Origin of the sequence: Paenibacillus sp. FSL W8-0426 (assembly GCF_037969725.1) — a bacterium.
GTDB classification, from domain to species: Bacteria; Bacillota; Bacilli; order Paenibacillales; family Paenibacillaceae; genus Paenibacillus; species Paenibacillus hubeiensis.
Genome location: NZ_CP150203.1, coordinates 848,874 through 865,801 on the forward strand (window position 1 = coordinate 848,874; position 16,928 = coordinate 865,801).

Here is a 16,928-nt window from a genome sequence, read left to right on the forward strand (position 1 = left end):
CATGGAAACAACGATTTTGGTATTAGGTATAGTCGTCTTCCTTGCGCTGGCTTTTGACTTCATCAACGGGTTCCACGACACGGCGAATGCCATTGCAACGTCGGTGTCCACGCGGGCGCTCACGCCAAGACGCGCGATTCTTCTCGCGGCCGTGATGAACTTTGTCGGGGCGATGATGTTCACCGGCGTGGCGAAGACGATCGGGGGAAGCGTGACCGACCCCACGAAGCTGGACAACGGGATCGAAGTCGTCATCGCCACCTTGATCGCCGCGATCATCTGGAACCTCGTGACCTGGTGGTTCGGCATTCCGTCCTCTTCTTCCCATGCACTGATCGGTGCGCTTGCCGGCGCGGTATTGGTGGGAGCGGGATCGGACAAGGTCAAATGGAGCGGTTTTATCGATATTGTCGGAGGTTTGATTCTTTCGCCGCTGATCGCGTTCGCGATCGGTTACGTGGTCATGATTATCCTTAAATACATTTTTGCCAGACGCAGTCCGCATACGGTGAACAAAGGTTTCCGTACGGTTCAGATTTTCACGGCTGCATTGCAGTCGTTCACCCATGGTACAAACGATGCACAGAAAGCGATGGGGATTATCACATTTGCACTCGTGGCTGCCAAAGTCCAGGATCACCTGGAGGTTCCGCTTTGGGTCAAAATTTCTGCAGCTACCGCCATGGCCTTGGGTACATCCATCGGCGGATGGAAAATCATCAAAACGATGGGAACGAAAATTTTCAAAATTGAGCCGATCAACGGTTTTGCTGCCGATTTGTCTGCCGCTTCCGTTATTTTCACCGCAACTTTGCTGCACCTGCCGGTAAGTACGACGCATGCGATTACGTCGGCCATTCTTGGCGTAGGTTCCGCGAAGCGTTTCTCTGCGGTCAAATGGGGCGTGGCCGGGCGCATTGTCGTGACATGGTTCATCACCATCCCGATCTCGGGCCTCCTTGCAGGATTGTTGTACTGGATCATTTTCGACGTCCTTTAAAGGTAGAAGCTGTGAACAAAAATTTCCGCATGCCGCGGAGCGGCTGTTCATAACCGTGTGAATATCGGGATATGTGGACAATTTTTCATCAAAAAGAACGAACGCCTGTGCATGAACGTGTGGACAGGCTGGATATGTGGATAGCCATCCGTGGAATGATAAACCAAAAGCAAATAGATCCTGTGGATACAGGACGCTGTGGATAGAAATGAGAGAAGCCAACAGGGTTGGCTTTTTTTGTTTTGGTTTCGCACGGGACGTGCGGCCGTTCACGTTGTAAAATAACGTCAAGCCTATGAATAAGGACGTGATCAGCATGATTCGTACACTCGCCATTACGCGGGAACACCAGGTCTCCGTTAATCAGCCCCTCACAGACCTTATACTGGAAGACTATGCCTGGGTCTGGGCCGATTTCAGCAAGCCGACGGAAGAGGAGAGCCGTTTGCTGGATACCTATTTTCATTTCCATCCGCTGGCGATCGAGGATTGCTTGCATGTGCTGCAAAGACCCAAGCTCGATTATTACGATAACCTGCAGTTTTTGGTATTGCACGCGCTGAATCCGCAGACGCTCGAGGCCGAGGAAGTGGATCTGTTTTTGGGCTCCAATTTTCTGGTCTCCTATCACCATGGCGAGCTGAAGGAGGTCGATGAAGCATGGCAACGGATTTTGCAGCATGCCCACGAACGCACCATATGGGCACGGGGGCCGGTTGCAGCGGCGTATACCGTGATGGACAAACTGGTGGATCATTATTTTCCGTCCCTGTTTGCCATCGAAGACGAACTGGCCGAACTGGAAAACCGGGGCGGACAGGAATCGGTGGAAGAACTGATGAACCAGGTGTTCGACCTGCGCAGCCGCCTGCTGAAGCTCAGACGAACGATCGTACCTATGCGCGACTTGCTCTACCGGGTGGTCAACTCCCAGCATGTGCAGCGAACGGGTGAGCATACCGCGTATTTTACCGATATCTATGACCATTTGCTCAAGCTGACCGACATGATCGAGGCAGATCGGGAAATGACGGCAGACTTGCGTGACAGCTACATATCGCTGAATTCCAACCGGATGAACGCCATCATGAAAACACTCACGGTCATTACGACCATTTTCATGCCATTGACGCTGATTGCCGGGATTTATGGCATGAATTTTGCCTATATGCCTGAGCTGCAATGGAAATATGGGTATGGTGCCGTCATGCTACTGATGTTTGTGCTTGGCGGAAGCATGGTGGCCTGGTTTGTGAAGCGCGGCTGGTTCAAATGAATATCCACATGTGGACAAGTCGAAACGTTCCTCGAAGATATGCAGTGTTGATAAAAAAACGGAGTGTTGCCTGCTCCGGCGCGAGAAAGACATCTTCATAGACGAAGATGTCTTTTTTGTCGTCTGGATTTGTCGCGGTTGAGCCGTTTTTGGACGAACGATTACTGTACCACATTATTCGCCCAAGGTAAACGTGGTCGAAGCAGCGGGCTGTCCATTAACGAGGATCGTTAAGGTATGTTCGCCGGGATAGTAGACCCGTGTTGTAATAACCTTGAACGATTGTTTGGTGGCCACGCGGGTTGTTCCAGACGAGTAACTTTTGTCCGAACATTTGAAGCGCTTGGGCGCCTGTTTGCCGTTTGCTTTCATATAACCGATCTCATATTCGATGCGCAGCATCTGGGGCTGTCCGCTATCATTCAATACATGAAAGGAGAAATGAAGCTCATCCCCCACGGCGATGCTGTCCTTGGCAAGCTGCAGCTGTTCGATGCGGACGGCTTCCTGCTCATGGTAACCGAAGAGGGCCAGCGCTTTGGGGTGGCCCTTCTTCAACAGGGAACGGCAGGCATGCCGGACGATCCAATCCGTATGCGGATGCTTCCCGTGCCAGTCGGCGGCCAAAGCGAGAACAAGGTCCGGATGGTCCTTCGAAATGTCGTTCAGGTGATTGGCGACGCTTTTGCGAACGTATAACGATTCGTCCTGCTTCAGAGCGTTCAGAATAGGCAAGGCAGGTGTCGGATCGGCGATGAGCGATCGCAATTTGGAGCCCCAAGGCAGGCGGGGCCGGCTGCCCTCGCTGGCGAGCCTGCGAACATGCTCGTCGGCACTGCTCGTCCATTCCAGCATGCGTTTGAGCGTTTCTTCGGGGTACTTCTCGATAAACGGACGCACCGCGAACTCCGAACTGGAATAGGGTGTGAATGTCGCAAGATATTCCATGGACAGTTCGTAATGCTCGGGCGCAAGCCCGTTGACTTCGATGAAATCCGGCACGAACAGGCATTCCACGCCGCGCAAACGGGGGGCTGCCTGTTCGAGCACATGCAGCGCCTCGGCATAGTCGCCCGGCAGCACTTCGGTCATGGACAGGGCAACGCGCCGAATGCGCCCCTTGAATTCCAATTCGTCCCATCCTTCGGCGAATACCAGATCGCGGAAGCGATGCTGGTCCAATGCCGGGGCAAACTGCTTGAGCAGCATGCCTGTCCGTTCAATCAGGGCTGGGGTGTATTTGTCTTTGAATAGTTCCATGGGCCGCCTCCTTTTGCTTACCATCCAGTATAACCTAAAATCGGAGAAATGAGAACATCAGTTCTTTTTTTGTTGAGATAGGATGGATTGGGGGAGGCGAGCTGGCGAGGTCCGTGCAGCAAAAGGCATCCCCTTTCCAGGAAAGAGAGATGCCTTGGTATTGTCGTTAACGTTTGCTGCTCTTGGGACGACGTTTAGCGGGATTCGATTTCTGCCGGCGCGTGGTGCCCGATGATTTCTTGCCCGATTTGCGCTTGCGACGGCGGGGCGATGTGTAATCTTCGTAATCTTTTTCCGCGGCTGAACTGTCGTTGGTGGTTTTGCTCTTGCCGAAGGGAAGCATGCCCATGAACAGCTTCACCATCGGGGCCATCTGCTGAATGCTGCCGACGACTTTTTGCATTTTGCCAATGCCGCTTATGATGCCATCGATCCCGCCGAAGCGGTCAATCATTCCTTTGAGCTCGCCAAGGTTGGCCAGCGAAAAGCCGGTGCTGCCGGAAGCCGAAGAGTTTTGCACGGGTACCGCAGGGCCGGAAGATCCGGAACCGCCACCGTAAAACGATTCTCCCGGCGCGTTCTGCCCATAAGGCACGATGCTTGATGCTTCCGCTTGGCCGAATGAAAATTGGGGTTCGACACCCGGATACATGGACTGGGTCTCGCCATCGGTCAACGCACGCTGCGCCGGCGCGTAAGCGGAGGTATTCGCCCGATGATGCTTGGAAGACGGACGCTGCCGTGGCGCTGGCGGACGGTGATAATAATGCTGTGGCATACATGATCACGTTCCTTCTGTTATGGATTTTGAAATTGCGTTCCGGCTCCTTGGCCCCAAGAGACCAAGGGGACTGTCGATGCGGAACTCCCTTTTGCTACAATGTATGTCATTCGCGGAGAGACGGCGTAGGCGGATACCCCGAGAAACGGGATATTTGCGGATTTGGGCGCATGAAGCGCCACAGGGAGAAAAGCGCCGGAAGAGCAGTTTTGACACAAAATTGTAACAAATAGGATGAATGAAATCCTACATAATTCATCGGGAATAAATGGGCCAAAAAAGGGCGAAATCCCGCCTATGGCCTTGTATGTCCACTGAGAGTGGACATTTGTATGTTTGTAAGCGATAACATGTATTTTTTCTCTGTAGTGCGTGAAATCGTTAACGCTTGAAATACCAACTCATGCTGAGTACAATGAAGGTACACAGTAACCGCTAGGGGATGATAATAAAATGCAGCTGAAGAAGCTAAATGATAAAAGTATTGAACAACTATTCGAAGCGATTTTGACGTTGAAGGATATCGAGGAGTGCTACGTCTTCTTTGACGACCTCTGCACCGTAAACGAAATTCAATCCATGTCCCAGCGGCTGGAAGTGGCGCGCATGCTTGGCAAAGGAAACACGTATAACCAAATCGAAGCAGAGACAGGCGCGAGCACGGCAACGATCTCGCGCGTAAAGCGCTGCCTGAATTACGGCAACGACGGTTACAAGATGACGCTGGAACGTTTGGGACGCTAAGACGATGAAACCGGGCGTTCTCATCATCAGCCACGGTTCACAGGAACAGAGCTGGGTGGAATCCGTCGATGAGGCGATCTCCCGGCTGCAGCTGCCTGCGGCGCTGCCTGTTGAAGCCGGTTTTCTTGAACTGGTGGAAGGACGATTGATCCAGGACGGTATCGACCGACTGGAGGCAGCCGGGGCAACGGATCTGTTGGTTGTTCCCCTGTTTGTGTCGTCGGGCAGCACGCATGTAGATGAGATCGAGTATGCCATCGGCGCCAAGCCGGCGCCGGAGCGGGAAACCGATCTGGAGCCGTTTCGGGTCTCGGCAAGGGTACATTTCGGTTATCCGGTCGATAGCGATCCCGACATCGCCGTCATGGTATGGGACAAAGTAAAGCCGTTGTCCCGGCACCCGCAGGAGGAAACGATCCTGCTTGTCGGACACGGGAGCGTGCATGACGGATTCCGCCAGCGCTGGGAAGAAGGAATCTCCTCGCTCGCTGGGCGGGTAAGGGATATCAGTGGCGTAGCGCATGCGGATGTTGCTTTGCTTAATCCGGACAGCGTGCACGCCAAGGCAAAGTACTGGAGCGAGGAGCGGGGATGCCGCGTCATTGTGGCGCCGCTGTTTTTGAGCGCCGGTTATTTTACGATGAAGGCGATTCCCAATCGGCTTAAAGGGCTGGACTGCGCATACAGCGGGGAGACGCTGCTGCCGCATCCGCTGCTTGGCGGGTGGCTGGAACGCCAGATTGGGATTTTGCTGCAACGATGCCAGGAGCATCGGGAGACATGATGGTTCAATGAATGAATGATCGAATGAATGGCAAGCTTTTTGTTTCGCAGGCGACATGGAATAAAGGCTTTTTACGATATACGCATACACACGGAAAATCCCTGTCCTTCTCAAAGGCAGGGATTTTCCGCGTGCTCAGTATGGCGCGCTTCGGCGGCGAATGAGTCACTTGAACCAGGCTTTGGCCAGGTTGTTCACGAAATTGCTGTCATTCATGGGCACGTTGGCGCTGCCGAAGTCGGTAGTGTTCAGTGCATCTCTCGCTGCGGGGGTCAGGTCGTCCCAGCCGATTAGCGGCTGCTTTCCGCCAATGGTACCGTCCACGCCCAACTCGTGGTTGATCGGCCAAGTGCTGTTATACGTGATCAGGGGGCTGCTGCCGCTCATGCTGGTGCTGCTTGGTGCAACGTTGGTGAATTGGCCGTGGCCCGAATATGCGATGGACAGGACCTTCGGTTCGGGAACGGCGGGATTGTCTACCCAGACGACGATGCCTTCCCAATCATGCCGATGGCCAAGGCCGGGAGAAGGCGAATCTTTGGGGAAGTACCAGGCATACATGATGGCCCAGACGCCGTTGTACCAAGCCGAGCGGGAGTATACTTGCCCGGTGCTTTGGCTGCACTGCCCATTGGATGCGCCGCTGGTTTGCAATCCGCCGCTGGTGTTGCCTGCTGCATCGACTGCAGGGAAGGGCACGCAGCCATGATACACCTTCAGATAGGGCTGAAAGCGCTTGGCTGCCTGCTGCGTGACGGTTATCGGCGTCACTTCCGCAAAGCCGACGACCTGGTCGTGGCCGATCACGGCTGCGGATGCGGAAGGGATTACGGTGAAGGCGGCCATCATGGCCGCAAGAAGCAGCAGCGTTATTTTTTTCATGCACATCGCTCCTTCAATCTGCGTTATAATGTAAGATACTGTATTTCTACCGAAATCATAGCAACGATATGTCAATGGAGACGGGTAGTATTTTAAATTTAACGTAAATAAGACCGGGGGCTCAGGTTAAATCGCTGACGAGCGGGCAGAATGGATGATTGATTAAAGGATTTGAAAAAGGACGGTACGGCCTGATTCATCGGGCTGGAAGAGGGTTTATGTTGTGGAGATACATATCGGATAACGCAGGGAGACGGAGCCTTGAAAGGCTAGGACATCTTAACATTTGATGATATGATATAACATATTGGCTTTGGAATCAGATGGAATTCCTTGTGCATAGATATAAAAAGAATAATATATATTCGAACGGCATGAACGGAAATGTGTTGTTTCGTAAAATATGCGAAGGTACGGAATCTCGTGATGACAACGATGAGGCTGGGATCAGCTTCATGGATTATGTGGAATAGGTGGCGTATGGAATGAAAAGAGCTCGATTAATATACAATCCGACCTCCGGCCGGGAGGAAATGAAGAAACGTCTGGCAGACATTTTGCAGCGTCTGGATGAAGGCGGCATCGAAGCCTCGTGCCATGCGACGACAGGCGAAGGGGATGCGACCCGGGAAGCGGCGCTCGCCGTCGAGCGCGGGTATGACATGATTATTGCCGCAGGTGGGGACGGAACGCTGTACGAGGTCATCAACGGCATGGCCGAACGCGAGAACCGGCCGCCGCTCGGGGTGTTTCCGCTCGGGACGACGAACGATTTTGCGCGTGCGCTGGGCATTCCGAGGCAGTGGGAAGACTATGTCGATCTGGTGGTCAACCAGCAGACGCGTCCGCTCGATTTGGGCAAGGCCAACGACAGGTATTTTATCAATATCGCCGGCGGCGGATCGTTGACGGAACTGACCTACGAGGTACCTAGCCGCTTGAAAACGATGATCGGGCAGCTGGCCTACTACATGAAGGGCATCGAGAAAATGGCGAGCCTGTCGCCCCAGGAGCTCTACATCCGCGCTGAAGGGCAGGAGGATCTGCATGACGAGTTCATGCTGTTCCTCATTACCAACACGAACTCCGTGGGCGGCTTCGAGAAGCTTGCCCCGGGAGCGACGATCGACGACGGGCTGCTGGATGTGATCGCTATTCGCAAATGCAACCTGGCGGACATGATCCGTCTCGTGACGCTGGCGCTGCGCGGGGAACATCTGCACGATAAAAAGGTCGTTCATTTCCAGACGGATTATATGGAAGTGACATCGCCGGGATACGTGCAGCTTAACCTGGACGGTGAGCTTGGCGGCACGCTGCCTGCGACCTTCTCGAACCTGCGCCATCATCTGATGCTGTATCGGTAAAGGTGTTGGCCTCCTTAAGATTATATTTACCTCCCGCCGCCACCGTATCTATACTGGCAATGGCATTATGCCGCATCTAACCCTAATTCGGTCTAACAAGCTTGGGGATAGGGGACAGGGTAGTGGCGGAGTCGGTTGTAGGAGTGGATTGGTGCAGGCGGGACCGTGGTGAGTGGTGCAGGGGTGTGTTGCGAGCAGACCGTGGTGCGAATGTCGCTTGTAGAGGATGCGAAGGATAGTTATGGAGAATGGAAGGTGCCAGCGGGCTTTTCCAGTTGCCGCTTGTGGCAAGGATCGCGTATAATCTCATGGTGCCGCGCGAGTGGAATATGCAAGATATACGCGTGAGTGCGCATGAAGTACGTGTGAGATTTGCGTGAGAGTACGCATGAAGTGCGTGTGAAGACGCATGATGTATGCATTGATGAATGTATGGGGTATGCGTGGCAGGAGAATGGAGTAGGCCTAGTCTCGTTCAAGACAGCCGGGAACGGCTAACTAACCTAGGAAGCTTTATTTTGGCGAAAACGACGTTGCTGCTGCTCTAACGAACATCTGCGTCGCTATTCAGGCGGAAATGACTCGAAAACACGGTTGTGAAGCGGAATAACGTGTCTAAAGTTCGTTAGAATATCAGAAGACGGTTTTAGGCGTGAATAAGGTGTGTCAGGTTCGTTACAATTCGAGGACGTGAGATTAGCGTTGGGAATTGCCCTGAGGGTTATCGCTGGAATAGTAACGATAGAATCCCTTTGCCTACAAAGGCAGGGTCATATATGGATAGAAAGAAGTGAATGTACGTTGTCAAACAGTAACCGCAGCGGTCGTGGAAAAAGCCGCCGGAATTCGGCTGGCCCGCAAGGTAAAGGAAGCACAGCAGCGTCACGCCAGCCGCAGAAAACATCTCGTCAGACTACACGCCAGCAAACGAAGGAGGTGCGGCCACAAGGCGCATCTCTTTCTGCCGTTCGTCCGAAGGGGGGCGCGCGGAGCGCTCCGATCGAAGGGCTGCCTGTGAGCAAAAATGAAGAGACCGTCATTGACATCATCGGCATGAACCATGACGGCGAAGGCGTAGGCCACGCGAACGGGTACACGCTTTTCGTGCAAGGTGCGCTTCCGGGCGAAACCGTGCGCGTGAAGGTGCTCAAAACCAAAAAGCAGTATGGCTACGCCAAACTGCTGGAGATCGTGAAAGCCAGCGCGGATCGCATCGCCGCCCCGTGCCCGATCTACGATCAATGCGGAGGCTGCCAGCTTCAGCATATGAGCTATGCCGGCCAGCTGGCATGGAAGCGCCAGCTCGTCATCGACAATTTGCAGCGGATCGGCAAGCTGGACGTGCTCGTTGAGGGGGATGGCGCTGACAATGAGAGTGCAAGCGGGACAGGCATTCGCGTGCTGCCTACGCTCGGCATGGAGGATCCTTGGCGTTACCGCAACAAGGCACAGGTGCCCATGGGTGCGGTGGAAGGCGGCCTGGTGGGCGGTTTCTATGCCCGTGGTAGCCACCGCATCATTGATATGGAAGCGTGCCTGATCCAGCATGAGCACAACGACGAAGTGGTTGCCAAGGTGAAGGAAATCGGCAGCCATCTCGGCATCAGTGCATACAACGAGGAGACAGGCCGCGGGCTGCTGCGTCATGTCGTGGTCAAAAAGGCATTCCGCACAGGCGAGATGATGCTGGTGCTGGTCACCAACGGACGCGACATCCCGCATCGGGACGAATGGATCGGCAGCATTCGCGAAGCTTTGCCGCAAGTCGCGAGCATTTGCCAGAACATCAACAAAAAACAGACCAACGTCATCTTCGGCGACGAAACCCGCGTCCTGTGGGGCCGTGACGTGATCTATGATTATATCGGCGACGTGCAGTTCGCCATTTCCGCACGCTCGTTCTACCAAGTCAACCCGGTGCAGACCGAAGTGCTCTACGGCAAAACGGTAGAATATGCCGAGTTGACCGGCAAAGAGACCGTCATTGACGCGTACTGCGGCATCGGTACGATCTCCCTGTTCCTGGCGCAGCATGCGGATCAGGTATACGGGGTCGAGATTGTTCCCGAAGCCATCGAGGATGCCCGCAGTAATGCCCGCCTGAACGACATGCGCAACGTTACCTTCGAGGTCGGCGCTTCCGAGGACGTCATTCCGCGCTGGAAAGAGCAGGGCATCGAAGCCGACGTGATCGTCGTCGACCCGCCGCGCAAAGGCTGCGATCCGCGCCTGCTGGAGACGATCCTGGAGATGAAGCCGGAACGCGTGGTGTATGTGAGCTGTAATCCGAGCACCTTGGCACGCGACTTGCGCGTACTGGAGGACGGCGGGTATCGGACGCTTGAGGTGCAGCCGGTGGATATGTTCCCGCATACGGTTCATGTGGAGAGTGTAGCGGTGTTGGTATGGAATGAAACAGAGCACTAGAAAGAGAGCAATGTGCGAAAGGCTCTATGCCAGAAGACCGACGCATTAAAAGAAATGAAAGACGCTGGGTAAATTCCTTCCCAGCGTCTTTTTTGTCAGTTTGCTTCCTATGCACGGCAAAAAGATTCACGAATTTATCTCCCGCAGCCTGATCTGCGGAACGAAGAGCATCGTCTCGTACCCGTATCAAACTTTGTATAATTCTGAAATAATCTAGGATTCACCTTTAATTTGGAGTAAGATTTCTCTTTCATGAAGTGGTATTATCTGGGGAGAAAGGAGGCTGGTTACAGTAAATTATGTAAGCGCTTTACATGGTTTTTGAAAAATTTCATGTGGGGGGAATGCTTCGAATGAGGAAATCATTTAAGCGGGTCGTTTCCGGGTTGCTTGCAGCGGCTCTGCTTCTTCCAGGCGGCTTGGTTGCTCCGACAATCAGTGCAGCTGATCCAGTGGAATCTAATTCACAAATCGTTTACCAGGAAACGTTCCAGAATGGTCAAGGCAAGGCAGCTCAATCAGGCGGTGCCCAGCTGAGCGCTGTAACTGGCAAGCCGTTTGCCGGAAATGATGATGGAGCTGCTTTAAAAGTGAATAATCGATCCAATAACTGGGACGGCGTGGACCTCGCATTCAGTGACCTTGGTTTGGTGGTTGACAAACAGTATACTGTAACCGCTTCCGTTTATGTTGACGAAGATTCTGACGCACCTGCAGCCGGGAAAGCCGTCCTTGAAATTGTAACCAACAAGGGTGTCGCTGGCTCAGAGGCATACAATGGAATCAGCTCTTCAGATTTTAAAGCAGGAGAAGGTGTTTTACTGTCTGCAGATCTCTCCGTTACCAGTGTGGTCAATACAGCTCTGCGAATCAAGTCTGATGAAGCTGGGAAGGAGGTCCCCTTCTATATCGGGGATATCACGATCACCCAAGTAGCAACACCTGTCCAACCTGCTGTGATCCTGAACCAAAGCTTTGAAGATGGAAATACCGGAGGCTGGGGCAAGCTGGGCTGGGGATCGAGCGGGGATACTGCGGTCGTTGACGGCGTAGCCTCCGAAGGTACGAAATCTCTGAAGTTCTTCAACCGGGCTGATGAGAAGGCCGTTCCTGCTCTCGTACTTACTGGCAAGATGAAATCCGACCGTAAGTATGATATTTCCCTCAAGGTCAGACTCGATTCAGGTGAAGGCGAATTCCATCTGGCTTCCAAGATGGATTCTGAAATATTGCCCGATGATCAGAAGTATCCTTGGCTTATAGGGAATAAGCTTGTAACCGCTTCCGACTGGACTTTATTTGAAACCAAAGGCTACGAAGTCCCTTCTAGAACGAATGAGTTCATCATCTATGTTGAACCATCGGGCAATGCTTTAACCTCGGATATTTACATTGATGAAGTCATCATCACCGATGTGACCCCTGGTCAAACCGCACCAGAGATTGTGGATAAAACGGGCATCTCTGCAGACTTTGAGAATGGTCTGGATGGATTCAAAGCACGGAACGGCCGTGAAACGGTAGTCCTTTCCCAAGACGATAATCATACACCTGACGGCAAGCAAAGCTTGCTTGTGACGACTACGGCGCAATATGATGCAGCCTTGGTTGGTGCTGCCGGTAAAATGGCAAAGAATCACGAATACGAGCTGTCTGCATGGGTGAAAATGGCGTCTGGCCAAGCACCTACAACACTTCGTATCAGTGTTCAATATGCGGACAGCGGCTTTGCAAACGTTTCACAGAATGCAACCGTTACAGATCAAGAATGGGTACGCCTAACAGGCAAGTATACGCTCACCACTACTCCAAGCGTACTCAACGCTTATATTGAAACGGCAAACAATGACGGGGGCAGCCGTACCTTTTTCTTAGATGACTTTACTCTAAAATATTTAGGACCTGTAGCAGTCGCGCCTCCGATTCAAGAAAATCTTCCTAATCTTAAGGATGTTTACAAGGATGATTTCCTGATCGGCAACATTGTTAATCCGTCCACCTTTGACGAGACAAGGCTTAAGCTTCTGAAGAAGCATCACAATGTCGTTACGTTTGAGAATGATATGAAGCCTGATTATGCCTATGGCAAGGACAGAGAATTTGATTTCACCGCAGAAGATGCCCTTGTCCAAAAAGTAAAAGATGCAGGCCTTGACCTACACGGCCACGTGCTCGTCTGGCATGCGCAGTCACCTACATGGCTTCATACCGCAGCTAACGGCGAACCATTGAGCCGTGATGAAGCTCTGGCCAATCTAAGAACGCATGTTAAAACGGTCGTTGAGCACTTTGGTGACCAAGTCATTTCCTGGGACGTTGTCAACGAAGCCATGAACGATAACCCGCCTAATCCGGAAGACTGGAAAAATGCATTGCGTAATTCCGGCTGGCTGCAAGCCATCGGCCCCGACTTTATTGAGGAGGCATTCCTCGCGGCAAAAGAAGTCATTGATGAGAACGGCTGGGATATCAAGCTTTACTACAACGACTACAACGATGACAACCAGAATAAATCTACGGCCATCTACAGCATGGTGAAAGAGATCAATGAGAAGTACGCCGCCAATCACCCTGGCGAGAAACTGATTGACGGCATCGGCATGCAAGCCCACTATAATCTGGGCACCAGATTGGACAATGTCAAGATGTCGCTGGAGCGTTTCATTTCCTTGGGCGTAGAAGTCAGCGTGACCGAATTGGACATCATGGCAGGCACCAACTCTGCAATCACTGAAAAAGAAGCGAAACAGCAGGCATACTTGTATGCCCAATTGATGGATCTCTATAAGAAAAACAGCGAGCATATTCCGCGTGTCACCTTCTGGGGGTTAAATGACGGCACCAGCTGGAGAGCCGAGCAGAACCCGACCTTGTTCGATAAGAGTTTTCAAGCCAAAGAGGCGTTCTACGGGGTCGTTGATCCGGAGAAGTACCTGACGGAAAATCCACCTGAAGAGCTTGAATACAAGAAATCAACCGCTCACTATGGGACACCGGCTATCGATGGCTCCGTAGACAGCATATGGAGCAACGCTCCTGAATTGAAACTGGATACGAAGCAAATGGCATGGTCCGGTGCGACGGGAACAGCAAAAGTACTCTGGGATGACGACAATCTGTATGTGCTCGTTCAAGTCAGAGACGATCAACTGAACAAGACCAACCCGAATGCATGGGAGCAGGATTCCGTCGAAGTTTTCGTTGATGAAAATAACGGAAAAACGTCCAGCTTCCAAGACGATGATGGACAATACAGAGTGAATTTTGAGAACGTCGCATCCTTTAATCCCGCGGAAATCGCAGCAGGTTTCGAATCCAAAGTCGCTGTTGCCGGTACCAACTACACCGTTGAAATGAAGATTCCATTCAAAAAGGTTAAACCTGCGAACAATGCCAAAATTGGCTTTGATGCGCAGATTAATGATGCCAAAGACGGCAGCAGAATCAGCGTGAACGCATGGAACGATGCATCCGGTCAAGGCTACCAGGATACTTCCGTATTCGGTGAATTGACGCTGACTGGCAAACCTTCTTCCGGCGGCAGCAACGGTGGAGGCAACAACGGTGGAGGTAACCATGGTGGTAGTGGCGGATCGAGCTCAGGGACTACTCCGCAGCCCCAGCCTCAACCACAGCTGCCAGGGAACGATTCGGTGGTTGTACCGGTAATTAAAGTCGAAAATGAAACAGCCACAGCAACCATTTCGAGCGAGAGCCTGAATAAAGCCATTGAAAAAGCTTCTCCAGGTGAAAATGGCAAGAAACAGGTTGCCATCGAAGTGCCGAAGCAAGCAAATGCACAATCCTATGTTGTGCAATTCCCGACTTCAAACCTGCAAAGCAACAATAATGTTGAGTTTGTGCTTAAGACGGACCATGCAACACTTCAAATTCCGTCCAACATGCTTTCTAATATCACGGAACAAGCAGGCCAAGTCTCTATTCAGATTAACAAAATCTCGGCAGATCGCTTGAGTGCAGATGTTCGCGCTAAAGTGGGCAGCCGTCCGGTGATCGATCTAAGCGTAAAAGCCGGGGACCGTGTTCTGGCCTGGAACAATCCTGCGGCCCCTGTAACGGTATCCGTACCGTACACACCAGCTGCGCAGGAGCTTGTCAATACAGATCAAATCGTGATTCTACGCATTGATAATCAAGGACAGGCAACAGCGATACCAAACGGACGCTATGATGCTAAGTCCGGCTCGGTTGTGTTCAAAACAACTGAATTTAGCACCTATGGGGTGGCATACGTAACCAAGTCTTTTGCCGATGTGCAACATGTCCTCTGGGCAAAACAAGCAGTCGAAGCGATGGCTGCGCGCGATATTATTAAAGGCGTTTCCGATGACAGCTTTGCTCCTGCGGCTTCCATCACAAGAGCAGACTTTATCACCTTGCTTGTTCGAGCGCTTGAATTGAAGGGCTCGGACACGAACACGGCAGCTTTCAGCGATGTACAGCCAAACGCGTACTATGCACAGGCCGTGGCTATTGCCAAAGAATTGGGTATCGCATCCGGATTCGCAGATAATACATTCAAACCAGGCAGCAGCATTTCCCGTCAAGATATGATGGTTCTGACGGCGAAAGCCCTGAAAGCAGCTGGTAAGCAAACTGTCGGCAACGGAAATCTGGTTCCTTATTCCGATGCTGCAAGCATTTCCACTTACGCTGTAGATAGTGTAACATCCCTCGTAGGAAGCGAAATCGTCAACGGCAAAGATGGCAAAATTGCACCAGCCGAACCATTGACCCGCGCTGAAGCAGCGATGATTCTCTACCGGATCTGGAAAATGTAAGTGATTTTAAAGGATATCTCGAAAAATTAGGCAACTCATTGAAGCTGCTGTCTGTACTTTACAGGCGGCAGCTTTTTCAAATTCCATTGCCCTCGATCATGATTGTAGTATAGATCGCTAACCAACCGCTTCCATTTGCAGGTTTGGATCATACGATGAATGAGTTCAAATTTCAGCTTTACTGAAACTTTGGTAACTTTCGATTTTTTGCTTCATCCATTTCATGAATTTGCAAATACTCGATTCTATGCCAATATGGGGCGAACTGAATCCCGAGAGCCTATATAAACCGCACTAATCATTCACACTAGAGCACTGCGAGTGCAGTACCATCTTCCGATGGCTGTTATCCCCAGATTTTTTGGATTCCCCTTTTCTAAGGGGAAAATCCGGTGAACAGCCTATGCTTCCGATGCAGCTTTCTTTCAGAAAGCTTTTAGCGCACGCTTTGCTTCTCCAGATTGGTTCTACCTCTCCGTTAACGTGTGTTTGTTTTTTGTGGTTTATATAGAAACCGACTCAAAATCATTCGTTTACGCGCTTTTATTTAGGAGGGAGCCGCTACTCGATGCGGAATATCGTTGATCCAATACATAAACATCATAAATTTTACTTTTTTCCACTTTGCAATAAAGATGGAATCTGATAGGATAAGGTTATAAATACGATGGTTTTAGTAAGGATTAAAAGGAGGCCGCCTTGCCATGCAAGAACTAACACATCTGGATCAACTTGAGGCTGAAGCGATATACATTATCAGAGAAGTAGCAGCGGAGTGCGAGAAACCGGTCATGTTGTACTCCATCGGCAAGGACAGCTCGGTCATGCTGCACTTGGCCCTCAAGGCTTTCTACCCCGAGAAGCCGCCGTTCCCGTTCATGCATATCGATACAACCTGGAAGTTTAAGGAGATGATCGAGTTCCGCGACCGAAAGGCGAAGGAGTTCGGTATCGAGATGATCGTGCACTCTAATGAAGAGGCTATTCAACAAGGAATCAACCCCTTCGACCATGGTTCCGCATATACCGACATTATGAAAACCCAAGCCCTGAAGCAGGGATTGGACAAATACGGATTCACGGTTGCGTTCGGCGGGGGAAGACGTGATGAGGAGAAGTCGCGTGCCAAGGAGCGGATTTTCTCGTTCCGGAACAAGAACCACTCGTGGGACCCGAAGAACCAACGTCCGGAGATGTGGAAGCTGTTCAACACGCGAATCAACAAGGGAGAGAGCATTCGAGTCTTTCCGCTGTCCAACTGGACCGAGAAGGATATCTGGCAATACATTCGTCGGGAGAACATCGATATCGTTCCGCTTTACTCCGCGGACGTAAGACCGATCGTTAATCGTGACGGGCATATCATCATGGTGGATGACGAGCGGATGAAGCTTGAGCCTGGCGAGAAGGTAGAGATGAAGAAGATTCGCTTCCGCACGTTAGGTTGCTACCCGCTCACGGGCGGAGTCGAGTCCGATGCCGTTACGCTGGACGAGATCATTGAGGAGACATTGGGTGCGGTATCTTCCGAACGGACCAGTCGGGTTATCGACCAAGAAGCGGCGGGAAGCATGGAACGACGCAAACGGGAGGGCTATTTCTAAC

Annotated in this window: 12 protein-coding genes and 1 pseudogene; 9 read left to right on the forward strand and 4 right to left on the reverse strand. The window is 51.8% G+C overall.

The features are described from left to right. The first annotated feature begins 1 nt into the window (after position 1). Both MKY59_RS03910 and corA read left to right on the forward strand, forming a co-directional pair. Positions 2-1,000, forward strand: a complete 999-nt coding sequence (locus MKY59_RS03910) for an inorganic phosphate transporter (RefSeq protein WP_236420634.1) — start codon at positions 2-4, stop codon at positions 998-1,000. Positions 1,001-1,316: 316 nt separating this feature from the next. Further along, positions 1,317-2,276, forward strand: coding sequence for a magnesium/cobalt transporter CorA (corA, locus tag MKY59_RS03915; protein WP_339276079.1), 960 nt, complete (start codon positions 1,317-1,319; stop codon positions 2,274-2,276). Positions 2,277-2,450: 174 nt separating this feature from the next. Here corA and MKY59_RS03920 read toward each other — a convergent pair whose 3' ends face one another. Together MKY59_RS03920 and MKY59_RS03925 are read right to left on the reverse strand one after the other, a co-directional pair. Then, complete coding sequence (locus MKY59_RS03920; RefSeq protein WP_339276080.1) at positions 2,451-3,536, reverse strand: DNA alkylation repair protein; 1,086 nt, start codon at positions 3,534-3,536, stop codon at positions 2,451-2,453. A gap of 166 nt (positions 3,537-3,702) precedes the next feature. Next, entirely contained in the window at positions 3,703-4,314 is a 612-nt protein-coding gene (locus MKY59_RS03925) for a tyrosine protein kinase (protein WP_339276081.1), read from the reverse strand. Between the two features lie 456 nt (positions 4,315-4,770). Here MKY59_RS03925 and MKY59_RS03930 point away from each other — a divergent pair, with 456 nt between their 5' ends. The 3 genes from MKY59_RS03930 to MKY59_RS03940 are packed head-to-tail and all read left to right on the forward strand — an operon-like array spanning position 4,771 to position 6,009. Next, on the forward strand, positions 4,771-5,061 hold the full coding sequence (locus tag MKY59_RS03930) for a YerC/YecD family TrpR-related protein (RefSeq protein ID WP_017690665.1): 291 nt from the start codon (positions 4,771-4,773) through the stop codon (positions 5,059-5,061). 4 nt (positions 5,062-5,065) lie between these two features. Next, the gene (locus MKY59_RS03935) at positions 5,066-5,845 is read left to right on the forward strand and encodes a CbiX/SirB N-terminal domain-containing protein (RefSeq protein ID WP_339276082.1); all 780 of its coding nucleotides are present in this window, start codon (positions 5,066-5,068) and stop codon (positions 5,843-5,845) included. A gap of 11 nt (positions 5,846-5,856) precedes the next feature. Beyond that, positions 5,857-6,009, forward strand: a complete 153-nt coding sequence (locus tag MKY59_RS03940; protein ID WP_339276083.1) for a hypothetical protein — start codon at positions 5,857-5,859, stop codon at positions 6,007-6,009. Between the two features lies 1 nt (position 6,010). On the opposite strand, the gene MKY59_RS03945 is transcribed toward MKY59_RS03940, so the two are convergent. Further along, on the reverse strand, positions 6,011-6,727 hold the full coding sequence (locus tag MKY59_RS03945; protein ID WP_339276085.1) for an NPP1 family protein: 717 nt from the start codon (positions 6,725-6,727) through the stop codon (positions 6,011-6,013). A gap of 485 nt (positions 6,728-7,212) precedes the next feature. Here MKY59_RS03945 and MKY59_RS03950 point away from each other — a divergent pair, with 485 nt between their 5' ends. The 3 genes from MKY59_RS03950 (at position 7,213) to MKY59_RS03960 (ending at position 15,323) form a co-directional block, all read left to right on the forward strand. Next, entirely contained in the window at positions 7,213-8,094 is an 882-nt protein-coding gene (locus MKY59_RS03950; protein WP_236420639.1) for a diacylglycerol kinase, read from the forward strand. A gap of 801 nt (positions 8,095-8,895) precedes the next feature. Beyond that, positions 8,896-10,521: a 23S rRNA (uracil(1939)-C(5))-methyltransferase RlmD gene (gene rlmD / locus MKY59_RS03955; RefSeq protein ID WP_339276086.1), complete on the forward strand. Its 1,626-nt coding sequence runs from the start codon at positions 8,896-8,898 to the stop codon at positions 10,519-10,521. A 353-nt stretch (positions 10,522-10,874) separates the two neighbouring features. Further along, positions 10,875-15,323: an endo-1,4-beta-xylanase gene (locus tag MKY59_RS03960; RefSeq protein ID WP_339276087.1), complete on the forward strand. Its 4,449-nt coding sequence runs from the start codon at positions 10,875-10,877 to the stop codon at positions 15,321-15,323. Positions 15,324-15,358: 35 nt separating this feature from the next. Here MKY59_RS03960 and MKY59_RS03965 read toward each other — a convergent pair. Then, positions 15,359-15,472, reverse strand: a pseudogene (locus tag MKY59_RS03965) (IS3 family transposase); the annotation flags it as partial. 555 nt (positions 15,473-16,027) lie between these two features. Here MKY59_RS03965 and cysD point away from each other — a divergent pair. After that, a complete protein-coding gene (gene cysD, locus MKY59_RS03970; protein WP_236420643.1) occupies positions 16,028-16,927 on the forward strand; it encodes a sulfate adenylyltransferase subunit CysD in 900 nt (299 codons plus the stop codon). Position 16,928 lies beyond the last annotated feature (1 nt).